Here is a 17,140-nt window from a genome sequence, read left to right on the forward strand (position 1 = left end):
AAAACATCCCTTGATCATTGGATCAAAGGATGTCCGCTATGTTATGAATCTATTCCCTTAGCATCTGCTTTATGTGTGATTACTATACAATCGTTATCCCGCTCCAGTCGGGCGATCCGTGAAATACTCCCGTTCCATCCAGGACTGCCAATCTGCCGAGTCTTCGGGCATAATCCACTCCGGGTAACGGGCATTCTTCGCACGTTCAAAACCTTTGCCGCCCAGCACAAAACGGATATGAGGAAACTCGTCCCGAATTCGGCCGATCAGCTGATCGCAAGCTTCAACAAGTCCGGGGTTCGTAATCGAAAGACAGACCAGTTTGATTTTCTGCTCACGGAGAATCGGAAATACCCCTTCCTCCGGCGTATTAGCCCCGAGATACAGGACTTCCGCTCCATTTTTGCGCATAAATAAAGAGAACAACAATAAACCGACCTGGTGATGCTCTCCTTCCGGACAGAGAGCAAGAACTTTGGGCAGATGCGGATAGATCGGGAACAGATGGAAAAACTGATAAAACCGTTGGGAGATCAGTTGCGTCATAAAATGCTCCTGCGCTACGGTCGCACGTCCCGCTTCCCAGGCGTCCCCAACCCGAACCAGGATCGGTACGAGTACATGGTAGAACATGCTGTCATATCCGTACATCGTGAAACCAAAATCAATCAAACCGTTGGCACGCTCGCCCTGAAAATGATAGAGGGAGTCATAGATCTGATCGGCCATCTGTGCATGAGCCTCTTCCATCACGGGTACTGGGGGCACCATCGGCGCAGGTGAGGAAGAGTCAGGCATTTTGGCTTTTCTGATCTTCAACATGCGTACAGCCTCGGAGATATTGGCCTGATGCTGATCAATCTGCTCCTTTAGCCAGCGCAGATCCGCTACATTCTCTTCCGTGTACATGCGATAACCCGACTCTGTCCGTTCAGGGGTAACTGCATCATATCGATTTTCCCAAGCCCGGAGCGTGACCGCCTGAATGCCCAGCATAGCAGCGACTTGTTTGATGGAATACACGTGATTACCTACTTTCTCTCCATAAACGTTCTACAAAAATAATACGTTCATTATACACAACGACCCTACAGCTGTCGATTCATCCAATCCGAATTGCATGATTCCCCTGTAAAATCCCATGATTCTCATTCAACATCCGAATTCTGTCTCCTGCGTCAACATCGCTACACCTGTGGTAATAAACGTCAGCAAGTACAGAAAGGGGGAGTCCAACATTGTTCCCATTGCGCCGCCATACCTCTGACCGCAAATCTTCCCGCGGCAAATTCCCATACATACGCACAGTAATTGCATTACTTATCCTATGGTTTATTGCTGTTATGCTCTATCAGACCTATAAACCGCTACCGCCAGGCATCTCTTATGAAAGCCCTGAATACCGTGTGAAGAACGTGGAGTTCCTTCATGACCTTACGTACCCTTCTTCCGATGGACAAATGCAGCATGAACAACAGATTTTTCAGCGGATGCTACAGGTCGTTGAAGACGCTGAGCGATTTGTACTGGTCGATATGTTTCTGTTCAACAACTACCAGCACAAAGGACAGAACTTTCCACCTGTCAGTCAGGAGTTTACGGATGCACTTATCGCCAAAAAAATGCAGCATCCCGATATGGACATCTGGTTCATTACGGATGAAGTAAACACCAACTATAACTCGGCCCCGAATCCGCTGCTGGAACAGATGAAACAGGCCGATATTCATGTCGTCATCACCAATGTTGATCCACTGCGTGATTCTACACCGGTATATTCCGCAGTCTGGCGTACGTTCTTCCAGTGGTTTGGTCAGTCCGGCAAAGGCTGGATTCCTAACCTGATGGCGACAGATGGCCCGGATGTCACATTGCGTTCCTATCTGAAATTGCTGAATGTAAAGGCCAATCACCGCAAGGTTGTTCTCAGCGAAAAAACAGCTATTGTATCATCAGGCAACATTCATGACTCTAGCGCTTATCACTCTAACATTGGCTTTGAGGTTACCGGTCCGATCATTGGGGATATCATTCAATCGGAGCAAGCTGTTGTAGATATATCCGGCGGGGGCCAGCTCCCTGTCTATGACGAAACCTCCAGCGCGTCCTCTTCCGAGGAAGCCAATGAAAATAATGGACCTGTTCGACTGCGATATGTGACCGAAGGCAAAGTGAACGATGCCCTGCTGGGAGAGCTCCGTCAAACGGGTAAAGGAGATACAATCTGGATGGGAATGTTCTACATCGCTTCACCGAAAGTACTGGAGGCATTGCTGGATTCTTCAGCACGAGGAGCAGACATTCGGCTTGTGCTTGATCCCAATGAAAATGCCTTTGGCCAGGAGAAGATTGGTATTCCCAATCGTCCGGTGGCAGCTGAATTGCACGATAAATCGAATGGCAAAATCCAGATTCGCTGGTATAACACCACCAAAGAGCAGTACCATACCAAAATGATGTATATCGCCAAAGCTACTGGAGATCATATCGTGCTCGGTGGATCAACCAACTTCACCCCACGGAACCTGAACGATTACAATCTGGAGAATGATGTGTGGATTGCAGCTCCAGCAGACCATGCATTTACGGTAGATGTGGCGAATTATTTCGAACGTATTTGGACAAACGCGGATGCCCAATTCACTTTGAATCTGGAAGAGTTTCAGGAGAAGACCACCTTCTTGAAAGGTATTGTATATAAGCTGCAGCTCATTCTTGGGTTTACTACCTTCTGATCGACGCATGTATATTCGATATTCGTTGAACCAGGGCTTATCAACATGATCGCTCCGATGACTATAACGGGATAGCCACACTTACTCCCCAGATTTTTTGATTGCCTTATATCAAAAGAACAATTCGGTGATAGCAGCTACGCCCAACATAATCCATATATCCTTGTGACTAGATACATCCGTCTGCACTATTCATGTGCGGCGGGTGTATTTGCTGTTTTCTGTATTGTCTTGACAGAGGATGTAATGTGTGAAAAGATGTTACCTAACGACCGTTAGGAAGGTGAATGTAATGACTGGTTATTCTATCCGGGATGCGGCCCTGTTTCATTTTGCCAGGGACGGCTATGAAGGGGCTTCGCTAAGAGCGATCGCTGATGAAGTCGGGATTAAGAAACCCTCTATATATGCACATTTTAGCTGTAAAGAAGATTTGTTTATGCATACGCTTGAGTATGCATTTGATGAAGTACGGCGACATACCTTGGAATATTTCCGCGACCACGCTCACCTGCCACTGGAAGAACGTCTGCGGGGGATGCTGACGTGGTTCGAGCAGGAGTATCAGGATCACGCCTCTGCCAGGTTGATGCTACGCAACTGTTATTATCCACCGCCCGATCTGTACAGCCAGGTGATGGATCTGGTATATCCATTTTTGGACGGCATGGAGCGCGCATTATCCCGGCTGTTGCAGCGAGCGATTCGCGAGGGGGATGTTCCGCCTATTCCTGCCGGGCAGGCCGCCATTGCTTTTATGACCTTTCTCGATGGCATTACTGTTGAAATTATCTATGGAAGCTCACGTCGGTATAAGAGACGACTGGATGCTTCCTGGCCTGTCTTTTGGAGTGGTATACACAGCTTGAATGAACAGGCACGCCTTATCGTGCCAGAAGGAGATTGAACATCATGAACCGCAACTGGTTATATGTTTTTGTAGGAGGCATTATTGAAATTGTGTGGGTTAGCGGACTAAAACATGCCTCGAATGCTTGGGAATGGGTATTGACGGGACTCGCCATTGTCATTAGTTTCGGCCTGATCATTGCTGCGGCTAAACGACTGCCTGTGGGTACGGTCTACGCCGTGTTTACAGGGATCGGCACAGCTGGTACCGTGTTGACCGAAATGTTGCTGTTCGGTGAGCCGTTCCGTTTGGCTAAATTGTTATTGATTGGACTGTTGCTATGTGGTGTCATCGGACTGAAACTAGTCACCGATCAGCAGGAAAGCCAGACACCCCAAGTTAAAGGAGGTATCGTCTGATGGCATGGCTTGCTATTGTAGGCGCAGGAATTTGTGAAATTTTCGGAGTCATCGGCATTAACGGGGCTTCTACGCGTAAGGGTTGGCCTTACATTGCCCTGATGCTGGTATCATTCGTATTCAGCTTTTCTCTGTTATCTTACGCTATGACATCCATCCCTATGGGCACAGCCTATGCGGTATGGACAGGAATTGGTACAGTGGGAAGTACGGTGACAGGTATGCTTCTGTTTGGGGAGCGAAAAGAAGCGAAGCGGCTACTGTTCATTGCCATGATTTTGGTAGCAGCGGTAGGATTGAAAATCATTACGTAATGTACTGATTACCACACAATATAATGGATGGTATTAACTTCAGGCAGAAAGGCGACTTCACTCAGGAAGTCGTCTTTTTTGTAGGCACGATTGTTTAAGGACGTTTGTATCTGCAGGTTCGTGTAGGTAGGTTTGTGTAGTAGGTTTATGTAGTAGGTTTATGTAAGTACAAATTTCAGGTGGAATTTTTTAAGCACAACAGGTAATTTGGGATATAATGTAATCTAAGAGATGACCTTGTCATTAAACTCAGTTGGAAAGAAGGAGAGTGCTTTTTATGAAGAAATGGTTGATACGTATCGGCGCATATACCGGTTATTCGTTCTTGATTGCACTGGCACTCTTCTATCTCTTTTTCTTGGGAGTAATCATCATGATCGCTGTGTACGATTTTACGGGAGGTACATAAGTGAAGTGCATCATCTGCTCGCCTGTCTGTCTCTTTCTTTCTCTTCACATAACTTCATTTCACTTTACCCCCTTTATTTCCTTCTCTTTTCTTTCATTTTCTCTTTTCTTTACTGGCTCCTTTGGTTTAGACTCGAAATGCTTTGTTTAGATTTTCATTCATTACTTTCTTACTTTTAATTCCTTTTATCGAACTGTATTTTCTTCTTTAATTCGATTTAATCTGATTTGATTTGATTTGATTTGATTTACATTGGTTTACATTGGTTTACATTGGTTTACATTGGTTTACTTTCATTTCTTCCTGTTTGCACCCTCCTTCGCTTTCGCCCATTTCTTTCTTCCCTTCTTTACTTCACTTTACTTTACTTCACTTTGTTTACCCTTTCTTGTTTTTCTGTTTTGCTTGGCTTAGTTCCCTTCATTGGATATGCATTCGTTTTCTCTCTCTTTTTCTCTTCGAAGTAGTACGGTTCATACATTTTAATTCTAACGATCACCAGTAGCGCTATTTGGGCCATATTACAGGTTTTATATTTCTAACGATCACAGGAGAGCTTATTTCAAGATTTTGATGCGAAAATGGACGTGTGGCTTGTGTTTTCTGCAAAATAAGGTTTCTGGTGATCGTTAGAATTTCAAAAGGATGTATATTGCTCAAATAAGCTCCGGTGTGATCGTTAGAAATTTTCGATATATTCTCGAGTCGTCCTTGAAGCCTTCTTGATGCATTGATGTGTTTTCGTTGTGTTTGCACCGTACGCATCTCCTGGCACGAGATTTAATGAGTTTGGCGTAGCAAAATGATCAACCGTGCGGCCAAGCCTACATACTTGATGCGTTCTTAAAGCGTGATTTATGCGTCCTTTATGCGTCCTTTATGCGTCCTTGATGTGTTTTTGATGTGCTTTTGATGAGCCCTTTATGCTGTCTTCCATTCCCTCTCCCAAAAGTGCAACGTATAACTTACAGCTTGTATTAAGGTACTGTATTTCTCAGTTCTTCTCTAGTTCTCTCGAGTTCTTATTTCAATTCATTCAGAGTTCTTCTGTCGGTTCTTCTATCGGTCCTTTTCTCTGTCCACTTTTTGGTTCTTTTTCACCCCTACACCGTGCACATTTGTAATCCCTCATTCACATCGTTTATACTTAGTTTGACCACAAAGTCAATTCAAGAACTCAAGAGTTCCCAGCGAGGTGAACATACCCTTAATGAATCCGATCCATGGGATGAATGAAAAAAGAAAACTGGTCATCACCACAGCGCTCAAGCTGTTTTCGGCCAAGGGCAGCGCCGCAACCTCCATGCAGGAGATTGCCGAATTATGCGGGATGTCCAAAGGCAGCTTATATCTGATGTTCAAATCCAAAGAGGAACTGGAAGCCAGTACGCTGGAGTACTGTGTGTACATTCTTATGGACGAGATGTCCCAGATTGAACATGAAAGCAGCCTGACCTCCAGAGAGCGGCTACATAAACAGATTGAGGTGCTGTTGACCCACGTTGCCGAATTGAAGGAATTTTTACGCGTCCAGCTACGCAGCATGATGATGGATGATGAACAACAGCGCAAGGAGCACTGCACCCCTCAGCAAAGAGATATTGAGATTCGTACGTTGCATTGGTTCAAAAGTAAACTGGAGGATCTATACGGCCCCGAGATTGAACCCTATACGATTGATCTGATTTTGCTGACACATGGGCTATTCCTATCGTACGTCAAAATTTGGTTTACCGAAATGCCATCCCTTACGGTCAATAAGATGGCTACGCATCTTTTGCAAATGATGGATTATGCAGCACAGGGCTGCCTCCAGCATCGGCCTGAACCTCTGATTCCGCTGGACCAGTGGCCGGCCTGGATTGCCGAGCCCCAGCCGGATGCAGCCATGATGCGGCATCCCGCCCATATTTTGAAACAAATGCAGGATATCGCTTCAAGCGAACTGCCCGCTGGTCAATCCAAAAATGATGTGCTAGAGACCATTGGCATACTGAGGCAAGAGATTATGGAATTTTCCCCAAGACGCGCCATCATCCTAGGTATGATGCGCAACCTCGAAGGGATAACTATCCTTGAACCGATGCACTCCGAGCTTCAGCACATTATGGATACCATGTATAACCGGTTTATCCAGGCTGACTCGTCACACACATAAACAGGAGCAACAGAGAGGAGAAGAAACCAACGTATGAAAGGGATCATTAACTTTTCACTGAACAACAAGTTTGCCATCTGGATTCTGACCATCATCATCTCATTCGCGGGCTTGTACAGCGGAATGACGATGAAACAGGAGACTATTCCGAACATCAATGTACCGTTTCTGAATGTTACGGCGATCGACCCGGGCGCAGCTCCAGAAGGTATTGTTGAAGATGTCACGAAGCCGCTGGAACAGAAGCTGCGCAACATTGAGGGTGTGAAGACCGTGACCTCCACTTCCATGGAGAATGCGGCTTCCATCACACTGGAATTCGACTATGGAACCGACCTGACGAACGCAACAGCTACGGTTCGTGAAGCACTGAACGAAGTGCAATTGCCGGACAGTGTGCAGAAACCAACCATCTCCAAATTCAGCATTAACTCGTTCCCGGTTGTATCCCTCAGTTTGTCCGACAAGGACGGCGGGGATTTGGAAGAACTGACACGACTCGTAGAATCAGATATCAAACCTGCACTTGAAGATATTGACGGTGTAGCTCAGGTTCAAGTGTCCGGTCAGTACGTCAAAGAAGTGCAATTAACGTTTGATCAAGCCAAAATGGCCGAACTTGGTCTAAGCGAGGATACGGTGAACGGAATCGTTAAAGGTTCATCCATTCGTGTACCGCTTGGCCTATTCGAACTGGATAAATCCCAGAAAGCCGTTGTTGTGGACGGCAACATCATCGGACTCGATGATCTGAAAAATCTGGCGATTCCAGTTGTACCAAGCGGAGCTGGTTCTGGTGCAAACCAAGGCGCTGGTGCTTCTGCAGGCCAAGGTGCTGGATCGGCTGCAGAACAGGGTGCCGGTGCGCCAGGGGCTTCCCCAGGCGGCAGTGCTCAAGCCGCTCAAGCCAATGGTCAAACCGCTGATCCATCGGCTCAAGCTGGACAAGATGCATCTGGTGCTGCGCAAGGTTCCAATCCCGCGGCAGGGCAAACGGGTAGCGGCAACGCTGCCGCAGCGAACCCATCAGGAACCGCTGGTGCCGCAAATGCGGCTGGGATCCCTACCGTGAAGCTAAGCGATATCGCCAAGATTGAAGTCATCGGTCAAGCCGAGTCCATTTCCCGCACGAACGGCAAGGAATCTATCGGTATTTCCGTAGTGAAATCCAACGATGCCAATACGGTGGACGTGGTTAAGGCCGTCAAAAGCAAAGCCGAAGAATTGCAAAAACAATTTAAAAATGCAGAGCTGACGATCCTGCTTGACCAAGGTCAGCCTATCCAGGACTCCGTCAACACGATGCTGGGCAAAGCTGTATTTGGTGCCTTGTTCGCGATTCTAATTATCCTGATCTTCCTGCGTAACATCCGTTCAACGATTATCTCCATTATCTCGATTCCGCTCTCCTTGCTCATGGCATTGACGGCGCTCAATCTGATGGATATTACCTTGAACATGATGACACTCGGAGCAATGACGGTGGCGATCGGCCGGGTTGTCGACGACTCCATCGTTGTTATCGAGAACATCTACCGCAGGCTGACACTTAAAAACGAGAAGCTGAAAGGCCGGGATTTGGTTCGTGAGGCGACTCGCGAGATGTTCATCCCGATCCTCTCCTCCACCATTGTTACGATTGCGGTCTTCTTGCCGCTGGCACTCGTTAGCGGTATGGTCGGAGAGCTGTTCATGCCATTTGCCTTGACGATGGTATTTGCCCTGCTCGCATCCCTACTGGTTGCAATTACGATTGTACCGATGCTGGCACACAGCTTGTTCCGTAAAGGAATCAAGAACAAACAAAACCATGAAGAAAAACCGGGTAAACTGGCTGAAAGCTACAAACGCCTGTTGAACTGGACGCTCTCTCACAAAATCATTACCGTTGCCATTGCTATTCTATTATTGGTCGGCAGCTTGTTCCTGTACCCGTTCATTGGCACAAGTTTCCTGCCAGAGCAAAAGGATAAATTTGCCACAATCACATATAGTCCGGAAACGGGCTCACTTCGTGAAGATGTAGAAAAAGAAGCCCTCGTTGCTGAGAAATGGTTACTGAAACAGCCAGGTTTGGAGAAAATGCAATATTCCATCGGCGGCGGTAACCCGCTCGCTAGCATGGGTGGAGGCGGTGGAAACTCTGCACTCTTCTACATTCAATACAATAAAGACACCAAAGACTTTACCGATGTGAAAAAACAGCTGGTTGAAGGTTTGCAAAAAGAAGTGACCAAAGGCACATGGAGTGAACTCGACATGTCCGGCGGATTTGGCGGCAGCAACTTGAGCCTGTCCATCTACGGGGATAGTGTGGAGCAGTTGAAACCTGTAGCTGAAGAAGTCCTGAAACTGGTTCAGGCCGAGAAGGACTCTTTTGAAAAAGCAGATACCACGATTTCCGATACCTACGGTCAGTACACACTCGTTGCCGACCAGGAGAAGCTGAGCAAACTCGGCCTTACGGCGGGTCAACTGGCAATGGCACTGAGCCCTGTGCGTGAACGTCCGGTACTTACGGAAGTGGATATCGACAATAAAACGTACAAAGTCTATGTAGAAACGGATAACAAAACGTTCAGCAGCATCAAGGATATTGAAAATGAAACGGTCACTTCACCGCTGGGCATCCAGGTTCCAATCAAGGATGTAGCCAAAGTGGAAGAAGGCACTTCACCGAACTCCATTATGCGCATTGATGGCAAAGTGGTTGTACAGGTGACAGCAAACATTCTGGCTTCCGATGTGACCAAAGCTTCACAGAACCTGCAAGCAAACATCGACAAGCTGGACTTGCCGGATGGGGTTGAAGTGAAATTCGGCGGTACAACCGAACAGATTAATGACACCTTCACACAGCTCGGTCTGGCGATGCTGGCAGCTATTGCGATTGTATACTTCGTGCTCGTCGTGACGTTTGGCGGCGGACTTGCACCATTCGCAATCCTGTTCTCCCTGCCGTTTACCGTGATCGGGATCATGGTTGGTTTGTTCATCGCAGGGGGTACACTCGACGTATCCGCTATGATGGGTGCACTGATGTTGATCGGTATCGTTGTTACCAACGCCATCGTCTTGATTGACCGTGTTATTCATAAGGAAAATGAAGGACTCACGACACGTGAAGCGTTGCTGGAAGCCGGAGCTACACGTCTGCGTCCAATCCTGATGACCGCTCTCGCAACGATTGGTGCCCTGTTGCCACTGGTAACAGGTCTCGAAGAAAGTGCAGGTATCATCTCGAAAGGACTCGGAATTACCGTGATTGGTGGTCTGATCAGTTCTACACTGCTTACGCTGGTCATCGTGCCAATCGTGTATGAGTTCCTGATGAAATTCAAAAAGAAAAAAATCGTCGATTAAGTCAGTCTATCGTTATCACCACGATTCAGATGTGACGGTGAGAAAAAAATTAGCCCTTGACGGGTACCGGAATCTGTAATGGTTCCCGTGCCTGACCAAGGGCATTTTTTTATCGTGTCGATGGTAAAAAGTCGAACATATATCCCATGCTCATTTTAGACACAAAACAAAAAGACCAACTATTTTTGTCATCTAGACCAAATGAACGTCAGGTTTAATCTCATCTCATTTAAAAGCACGTATACTTATCCTTAAAAATCCAGTAAGCAAACACCCTGAATCCAGCATCCTTTGTATCAAATCTACAGATGAGTCATGGGAAAGGGCGGTGATCGTGTGGGGGAGACCACGCTTCATATCCAAATTAGAGACATGCTGAAACGTCCTGTGTTTCGCAAAGCCGAGTACCTTGCCAGTCAGCGTGCGTTGGAGCGTTATGTACGCTGGGTACATATTATGGAGGTTCCTGAGATTGGGGGCTTGCTGAGCGGCGGAGAACTGGTGCTGACGACAGGGATCGGCTGGCCTGAAGGCAAGACGCATGGTCTGTCTTTTCTGCAACAATTAATTGCCTGCGGTGCCGCAGGGTTATGCATTGAACTCGGGGAACATACACGATCACAGCTTGAGGCGATGAAACAAATAGCCGCGTCAGCGGATTTCCCGCTAATCTGGTTTCATGAACAAGTCCGGTATATCGATATTACACAGGATTTGCATTTTGCCCTGATTCGCAGCCATCAGCGTATGGTCGCGGAACTGGATCAGCTCACCACCTCCTTTCATCAGCTGCTTTTGAATGGGGATGGCGTTCAGCCGCTACTGCGTCTGCTGTCACGCAATACCGGGTATGCTGTCGCCTTATATCCGCTGGAAGGTGAAGCGACGGCCATTCCTCATGTCCCACGTGAGCAACTGGAGAAGCGGAGACAGCAGTGGTGGGATCAGCGTGAATCGATGGATCACGCTACCCTTGACCGTTATACAGTGAACCCTTCAACTGTAGAGGTATCAGACCCTTTTTCCGGTCGGCTCACCATGAATCCAATCAGCATCCCTGTCCAGGCACTGGAGTATACCTTTGCTGATCTTATCCTTTTCCCTCAGAAACACACAGACCCTGAACCTCCCGCTCCAGCTCTGCCGTACCCATCCGACGAGTACGTTTTTCATGCGCTGGAGCGATGTGCCGCTGCCATAGCCCAGGATTGGATGCGTACCCAGTACATGGAGGAAAAACGGCGGTATAAAGAAGATATGTGGGTCATTGACTGGTTAAACGGACATCACTCCGCCAAAGAAATTCATGAATATCTTGCATCCGTAAATCCGGCTCTCTGCACAGGACAGGCCGCAGTTGTTTTATTCGACAGCAGTCCTACGCAACACGACAGTCTCAGACTGCAAAAGATACTAATTCAGCGTAATATCGTTGCCCGCTCCGTATTTGCCCGGGAAGGCTTCACCCTCTACAACACGGTACTTAACCTCCAGATTATTCTCATTGTCATTGACCCGCAGGCCGAAACGCTGCGTAAACCTAATCTTTGGTCCTGCATTCAGCAGCTTCGACAGCATGAGCAGGAGCAAACTCACCAGCTCTTCTCCGGTCTGTATGGTATCGGTCAGAACTATTCCGAATACCCACGCCTGCGAGAAAGTCTTGAATCGGCTAAGGAAACGCTGCGTATCCAGAAAGATATCGGAGTAATGCAGCAGCCCTTCTACAGCAACCTGCACTGTTACCGCATCATCGCCAGTATGAAACAGAGCGGTAACCTGAATGATTTTATTACAGAATACCTTGGGCCACTGATTCGGTATGATTCAGAGAAGGGTGGTCCGTTGCTCCTCACACTCAAACACTATCTTTCACTTTGCTGCTCCAAACAAGAGACGGCGAGTGCGCTGTTTATCGTCAGACAAACGTTGTACCATCGTTTGGACAAAATTGAATCCCTTTTGGGAAAAGACTACCTTCTACCCGAGAAACGGGTTGCGATGGAACTCGCCCTCTATGCTTACGAGTATGAGCATGGACCGCTTATATAGACGTAGACACGTTAATATAAAATTTAAGTAGAGTTTGCCTGTAGCATAGACTATTTTTATAGATGATCTTCAAAAGTTGCCTCATCGTAACCTACATTTCATTATGCACTCCGTTGTTCCTGCAGTTGACGTATGAGTATGTGGCTGAACCACTTCCGGCCCGAGGCTGTCCCCACATACTGCTCCACATCTTCTCCCGGAAGATCAGGATGTGCCCATATCACATGAGCCCCCTCCAGATGCTCCCGAACGGAACAGATTCGATACCCCTGTGCAGCCAATCGCTCAATAGCCTGCTTCTCCACTTCAAATGCCTCGTGCTCCGACATCAGTTCCGCCCCCCATGAACCGCGGTCACCGGTTGCCTCGATGGAATCGGTGCTCCTGCATCATACTTATTACGCTTTACATATTTTCCTGCCCCTGCATTGCCCACATACTGCCGATCCCGTATCACATATTCTCCGCGACAGAAGACGGTCACTGGACACCCCCGCACCTGCATGCCTTCGAACGCGCTGTAATCTACGTTCATATGATGTGTTTCCGCCGAAATCACCCTAGTTACGGAAGGATCAAAAATAACAATATCCGCATCCGTCCCCACCGCAAGGGTTCCCTTCTGTGGAAATAATCCGAATAATTTGCTTGCCCTGGTCGAGCACAAGTCAACCCATTGATTAAGCGATATCCGGCCTTTGGCTACGCCTTCCGAATATAGAATGCTCAGCCGATCCTCGATGACGGGCCCTCCGTTTGGAATTTTGCTGAAATCATCCTTGCCGAGATCCTTCTGCCCTTTAAAATTAAACGAGCAATGATCCGAGCCAATGGTCTGTAGTTGTCCGCTTTGCAGCGCATTCCATAGTGCTTCCTGATGCCCCTTCTCCCTAAGTGGAGGCGACCAGACATATTTGGCTCCCTCAAAGTCCGGCTGATCCATTATGGACTGATCCAGTGTCAGATATTGCGGACATGTCTCTCCCCAGATTCGGTACCCCATCTCACGCATACGCGCGATCTGTTCCACCGCTTCGGCACAAGTAACATGCACCACATACAGCTGCGAATCCGCCAGAGCGGCCAAACGGGCCGCACGTCCGGTTGCTTCTCCCTCCAGCATGGAGGGACGGGTCAGCGCATGATGAATCGGTGCTGTGCGACCATCAGCGAGCGCCTGCTTCACAAGCAGGTCAATGACATCTCCATTCTCGGCATGCACCATCACAAGCGCACCGTAATCTTTGGCTTTTTGCAACGTCTGAAAAAGGATCCCATCATCGGCCTGAAACTGGTTTTTGTATGCCATGAACACCTTGAAGGACGATACGCCCTCCTCTTCGATCATCTGCGGCAGTTCTTCCAGAACCTGCTCGTTCATCTCGCCAATCATCAGGTGAAATCCGTAGTCAATGACTGCTTTTCCCTCGGCTTTACGATGCCATTCTTGCAGGGATTCGGATAATGGACGGCCTTTCTGAGTCAGACAAAAGTCAATGATGGTTGTGGTGCCGCCAAAAGCCGCAGCCGTTGTGCCCGTAGCAAAATCATCCGCTGTGACCGTGCCGCCAAACGGCATATCGAGATGGGTATGAGGATCGATTCCGCCAGGTATGACATAACAGCCTGCTGCATCAAGCACTTCTGTCTGATCATCGGGGCTTAACCCGATACCGATCTGTGCAATTTTTCCCGATATGATCAATAGATCGGCCTCAAAGGTATCCGATGCCGTCACCAAAATACCACCGCGAATCAGTGTACGCGTACTCATGAGATCGCCTCCTTGGCTGATGGATTATGAATGGATTGCAACAGGGAAATCGCCGACTGACGTTCATTCCAGGTAACAGGCTCTTGCTCTGGTGCAAGCTCGATCATCTCGATCGCACCGTCCACCGGGCAGACGATGGAACACAGATTACATCCGACACAATCCTCCTCTACCACTTCAAGATAAGCACCGGACGGATCGGTTAACATGTCAATACATTGATGTGACGTGTCTTCACAGGCAATATGGCACTTGTTGCAATTGATACATACATCCCGATTAATGCGGGCAACCACTTTGTAGTTGAGATCCAGATTACCCCAGTCCGAGTATCTCGGCACGGTTTGACCGACCAGTTCAGCTACACTCTGAAGTCCTTTTTCATCCAAATAATCACTAAGCCCTTCGATCATGTCTTCCACGATGCGGAATCCATGGTGCATCGCCGCCGTACATATCTGTACTCCCGTCGCACCCATTAGCAAAAATTCTGCCGTATCACGCCAGTCGGAAATGCCGCCGATGCCCGAAATCGGCACACCAACTTCGGGATGTCGTGCACACTCTGCTACCATGTTAAGCGCGATGGGTTTTACAGCCGGGCCACAGTATCCACCGTGCGCTCCCTTGCCGCCTACATGCGGCACGGTGTTCCAGGAGTCCAGATCAACGCCAGCGAGAGAATTGATTGTATTAATCAGGGAAATTGCATCCGCACCGCCCCTTACAGCCGCCCGGGCTGTCGCGGTTATATCTGTAATATTGGGTGTCAGCTTTACGATAACCGGTGTGGTAGCCACCTCTTTCACCCACATCGTCTGCAGCTCGACAAGATCAGGCTGTTGGCCCGAAGCAGCGCCCATGCCTCGTTCCGCCATACCGTGGGGACATCCAAAGTTCAGCTCCAGACCATCGACGCCAACGGCCTCGACCTTTTTAACAATTTCATGCCACTTCTCCCGCTTCGGTTCCACCATTAGAGATGCTACGACGGCGCGGTCAGGGAAACGTTTCTTCGTCTCGGCAATCTCGCGCAGATTGACCTCAAGTGGACGATCGGAAATCAGCTCAATATTGTTAAAACCCGCCACACGCTGACCGCCAAAATGTACTGCCGCAAAACGGGAGGAAGTGTTAATAATCGGCTCGCCGAGTGTCTTCCACACCGCTCCACCCCAACCCGCTTCAAACGCACGCTGTACCTGGTATCCTGTATTTGTTGGCGGCGCCGAGGCGAGCCAGAACGGATTAGGTGACCGGATGCCCGCCAGATTAATCGATAAGTCAGCCATATCGAACCCTCCTTGATGTGATTTTGAGATGAATTTACGCTTGCTAAGATGAACGTAAACAAGGATAGACCTCTAACGATCTCCACAGCGCTTATTTAGCTGAAATTCAACCTTTGGAAATTCTAACGATCCGTAGGAACGTTATTTTGCTGTTTTTGCCCATTTTCGGCCTGAATCCGCAGGTTTTGGGTGAAATAAGGTTTGTGGTGATCGTTAGAATTTCATATGCCTTGTTTTTGCCGAAATAAGGTGTCTGGTGATCGTTAGCCGATTAGGAACCAGTATGAAGTCTCGTGGAGATGAGTTTCTGAGAAAACGTACACACTTCCTTACGCGCTCTCTTCCGAGCGACCAGGCAACATCTTCATGATCGTGGCAGCGACCAATTTACCCTGTTGTGCCGCTGAAACAACCATGGCCTCTCCTTTACCCTGACCAAAAATCACGTCTCCTGCCGCATACACCTGAGGATGAGAGGTACGGTACGTATGCGCCTCGACTTCTACCACACCTCCATGATGCTTCAGTTCAAACGCCTCAATAAGTGGTAGCAAACGATTCTGTCCAATCGCCCGAATCACCGTGTCACATTCGATAATAAAGGATGAATTCTCTACCTCCACAGGCATCGCACGTCCGCCGCCGGGCGGGGTTACGAGCTCCATTTTCACACATTCTACCGCTCGAACCCTGCCATTCTCGTCTCCAAGAATACGCTTTGGCATCGTAAACCAACGAAATCCCACGCCCTCTTGCTTGGCAAACGTGTACTCAAAGGCATAGGCCGTCATCTGCTGCTCTCCGCGCCGATACAACATCTGTACTTGCTCCGCACCCAGGCGCACCGAACAAGTCGCTGCATCTACTGCCGTATTACCTGCGCCAATTACGGCTACATTCAGACCATGTAGCGCTGGCGGTACACCCTGTTTGGTCGATTCCACAAGTTCAATCGCGTCATAAACGCCTTCCAGCGTTTCCCCTTCAATGCCTAGCATCGGGACTGCTCCCATACCACATGCCAGGATGACAGCCTCATGCTGCTCCAGCAACTCGGGTGCCGCTACGTCTACGCCAACCCGTACACCGTAACGAATCTTTACTCCTAGCGATTCTACCTGCTCGACCTCCCATAACGGGATCGACTCCGGCAAACGAAATGATACGATGCCATAGGTATTCAGTCCGCCGCCCTTGGCTTTGGCTTCATAGATGGTCACGTCATATCCTGCACGGCCCAATTCGCGTGCGGCTGATAGCCCCGCCGGCCCGGCTCCGACAATAGCCACACTTCTTCCATTTGCAGGTGCTGCATGAAACAGCGGTTCGTTCCTCTCCCTTGCCCAGTCAGTGGCATAGCGCTGAAGGTCGCCAATACGAATCGGCTTGGACGAGTCGTTCAGCACACACGCCCCCTCACATAACTCTTCCGTAGGACAAACGCGTGCGCAGCTGGCGCCAACCGGGTTCGCATCCAAGATCGTGCGGGCCGCCCCTTTGAGATGGCCTGTTGCTATTTTTTTGATAAAAGAAGGAATATTGATGTCGGTCGGGCACGCCTTAATACAAGGGGCATCGTAACAATACAGACAGCGGTTGGATTCCTCCATCGCTTCCTTATTGGTCATGGCTGGTTTCATCTCGCTAAAACGAGTCTCCCATCCGTAATCGGACCACACGGTTTCAGAACGGTTCATCATAAGTACGCACCTCCCGAAGATTAACGACTATTGCCAACCCATCCATTGATATGCCAGACACATGCCAAGCCTAT

13 protein-coding genes are annotated in these 17,140 nt (G+C 48.6%); 8 read left to right on the plus strand and 5 right to left on the minus strand.

The window, feature by feature from the left end; translation table 11 throughout:
* Nucleotides 1–93: 93 nt before the first annotated feature.
* Nucleotides 94–1,023 carry a MerR family transcriptional regulator gene (locus tag Q9R46_RS17560; RefSeq protein WP_311281099.1) on the minus strand — a complete coding sequence of 310 codons (930 nt, stop codon included), beginning with the start codon at nt 1,021–1,023 and terminating at the stop codon, nt 94–96.
* Between the two features lie 215 nt (nt 1,024–1,238).
* Between Q9R46_RS17560 and Q9R46_RS17565 the strand changes: the two genes are divergently transcribed.
* From Q9R46_RS17565 to Q9R46_RS17600, 8 genes are all read left to right on the plus strand, one after another.
* Nucleotides 1,239–2,735: a phospholipase D family protein gene (locus Q9R46_RS17565; protein ID WP_311281100.1), complete on the plus strand. Its 1,497-nt coding sequence runs from the start codon at nt 1,239–1,241 to the stop codon at nt 2,733–2,735.
* 292 nt (nt 2,736–3,027) lie between these two features.
* Nucleotides 3,028–3,642, plus strand: coding sequence for a TetR/AcrR family transcriptional regulator (locus Q9R46_RS17570; RefSeq protein WP_311281101.1), 615 nt, complete (start codon nt 3,028–3,030; stop codon nt 3,640–3,642).
* Between the two features lie 5 nt (nt 3,643–3,647).
* Nucleotides 3,648–4,004 carry a DMT family transporter gene (locus Q9R46_RS17575; RefSeq protein WP_311281102.1) on the plus strand — a complete coding sequence of 119 codons (357 nt, stop codon included), beginning with the start codon at nt 3,648–3,650 and terminating at the stop codon, nt 4,002–4,004.
* Entirely contained in the window at nt 4,004–4,318 is a 315-nt protein-coding gene (locus tag Q9R46_RS17580) for a DMT family transporter (protein WP_145334389.1), read from the plus strand. Before Q9R46_RS17575 ends, Q9R46_RS17580 begins: the two co-directional genes overlap by 1 nt.
* 277 nt (nt 4,319–4,595) lie before the next feature.
* Nucleotides 4,596–4,727, plus strand: coding sequence for a hypothetical protein (locus tag Q9R46_RS17585; protein ID WP_311281103.1), 132 nt, complete (start codon nt 4,596–4,598; stop codon nt 4,725–4,727).
* Nucleotides 4,728–5,937: 1,210 nt separating this feature from the next.
* Nucleotides 5,938–6,885, plus strand: a complete 948-nt coding sequence (locus tag Q9R46_RS17590) for a TetR/AcrR family transcriptional regulator (protein WP_145334387.1) — start codon at nt 5,938–5,940, stop codon at nt 6,883–6,885.
* A gap of 33 nt (nt 6,886–6,918) precedes the next feature.
* On the plus strand, nt 6,919–10,248 hold the full coding sequence (locus tag Q9R46_RS17595; protein WP_311281104.1) for an efflux RND transporter permease subunit: 3,330 nt from the start codon (nt 6,919–6,921) through the stop codon (nt 10,246–10,248).
* Between the two features lie 336 nt (nt 10,249–10,584).
* Nucleotides 10,585–12,300 carry a PucR family transcriptional regulator gene (locus Q9R46_RS17600; protein WP_311281105.1) on the plus strand — a complete coding sequence of 572 codons (1,716 nt, stop codon included), beginning with the start codon at nt 10,585–10,587 and terminating at the stop codon, nt 12,298–12,300.
* A 101-nt stretch (nt 12,301–12,401) separates the two neighbouring features.
* Here Q9R46_RS17600 and Q9R46_RS17605 read toward each other — a convergent pair whose 3' ends face one another.
* The 4 genes from Q9R46_RS17605 to Q9R46_RS17620 form a co-directional block, all read right to left on the minus strand.
* The gene (locus tag Q9R46_RS17605) at nt 12,402–12,629 is read right to left on the minus strand and encodes a hypothetical protein (RefSeq protein WP_311281106.1); all 228 of its coding nucleotides are present in this window, start codon (nt 12,627–12,629) and stop codon (nt 12,402–12,404) included.
* Entirely contained in the window at nt 12,629–14,074 is a 1,446-nt protein-coding gene (gene hydA / locus Q9R46_RS17610; protein WP_311281107.1) for a dihydropyrimidinase, read from the minus strand. The genes Q9R46_RS17605 and hydA overlap by 1 nt, the downstream gene beginning before the upstream one ends.
* Complete coding sequence (preA, locus tag Q9R46_RS17615) at nt 14,071–15,366, minus strand: NAD-dependent dihydropyrimidine dehydrogenase subunit PreA (RefSeq protein ID WP_311281108.1); 1,296 nt, start codon at nt 15,364–15,366, stop codon at nt 14,071–14,073. The genes hydA and preA overlap by 4 nt, the downstream gene beginning before the upstream one ends.
* A 329-nt stretch (nt 15,367–15,695) precedes the next feature.
* Nucleotides 15,696–17,063 (minus strand): NAD(P)-dependent oxidoreductase, encoded by a 1,368-nt coding sequence (locus Q9R46_RS17620; RefSeq protein WP_397386389.1) that lies wholly within the window; start codon nt 17,061–17,063, stop codon nt 15,696–15,698.
* Nucleotides 17,064–17,140: the final 77 nt, after the last annotated feature.

Source organism: Paenibacillus sp. RRE4 (genome assembly GCF_031844205.1).
In the GTDB taxonomy this organism is placed as follows: domain Bacteria; phylum Bacillota; class Bacilli; order Paenibacillales; family Paenibacillaceae; genus Paenibacillus; species Paenibacillus xylanexedens_B.

Excerpts from the sequence above, each read along its gene's own strand:
- Q9R46_RS17580 (WP_145334389.1), top strand. The coding sequence starts at position 4,004 with ATGGCATGGCTTGCTATTGTAGGCGCAGGAATTTGTGAAATTTTCGGA.
- preA (WP_311281108.1), bottom strand. The coding sequence starts at position 15,366 with ATGGCTGACTTATCGATTAATCTGGCGGGCATCCGGTCACCTAATCCG.
- Q9R46_RS17605 (WP_311281106.1), bottom strand. The coding sequence starts at position 12,629 with ATGTCGGAGCACGAGGCATTTGAAGTGGAGAAGCAGGCTATTGAGCGA.
- Q9R46_RS17575 (WP_311281102.1), top strand. The coding sequence starts at position 3,648 with ATGAACCGCAACTGGTTATATGTTTTTGTAGGAGGCATTATTGAAATT.
- Q9R46_RS17570 (WP_311281101.1), top strand. The coding sequence starts at position 3,028 with ATGACTGGTTATTCTATCCGGGATGCGGCCCTGTTTCATTTTGCCAGG.
- Q9R46_RS17590 (WP_145334387.1), top strand. The coding sequence starts at position 5,938 with ATGAATCCGATCCATGGGATGAATGAAAAAAGAAAACTGGTCATCACC.
- hydA (WP_311281107.1), bottom strand. The coding sequence starts at position 14,074 with ATGAGTACGCGTACACTGATTCGCGGTGGTATTTTGGTGACGGCATCG.
- Q9R46_RS17595 (WP_311281104.1), top strand. The coding sequence starts at position 6,919 with ATGAAAGGGATCATTAACTTTTCACTGAACAACAAGTTTGCCATCTGG.
- Q9R46_RS17620 (WP_397386389.1), bottom strand. The coding sequence starts at position 17,063 with ATGAACCGTTCTGAAACCGTGTGGTCCGATTACGGATGGGAGACTCGT.
- Q9R46_RS17585 (WP_311281103.1), top strand. The coding sequence starts at position 4,596 with ATGAAGAAATGGTTGATACGTATCGGCGCATATACCGGTTATTCGTTC.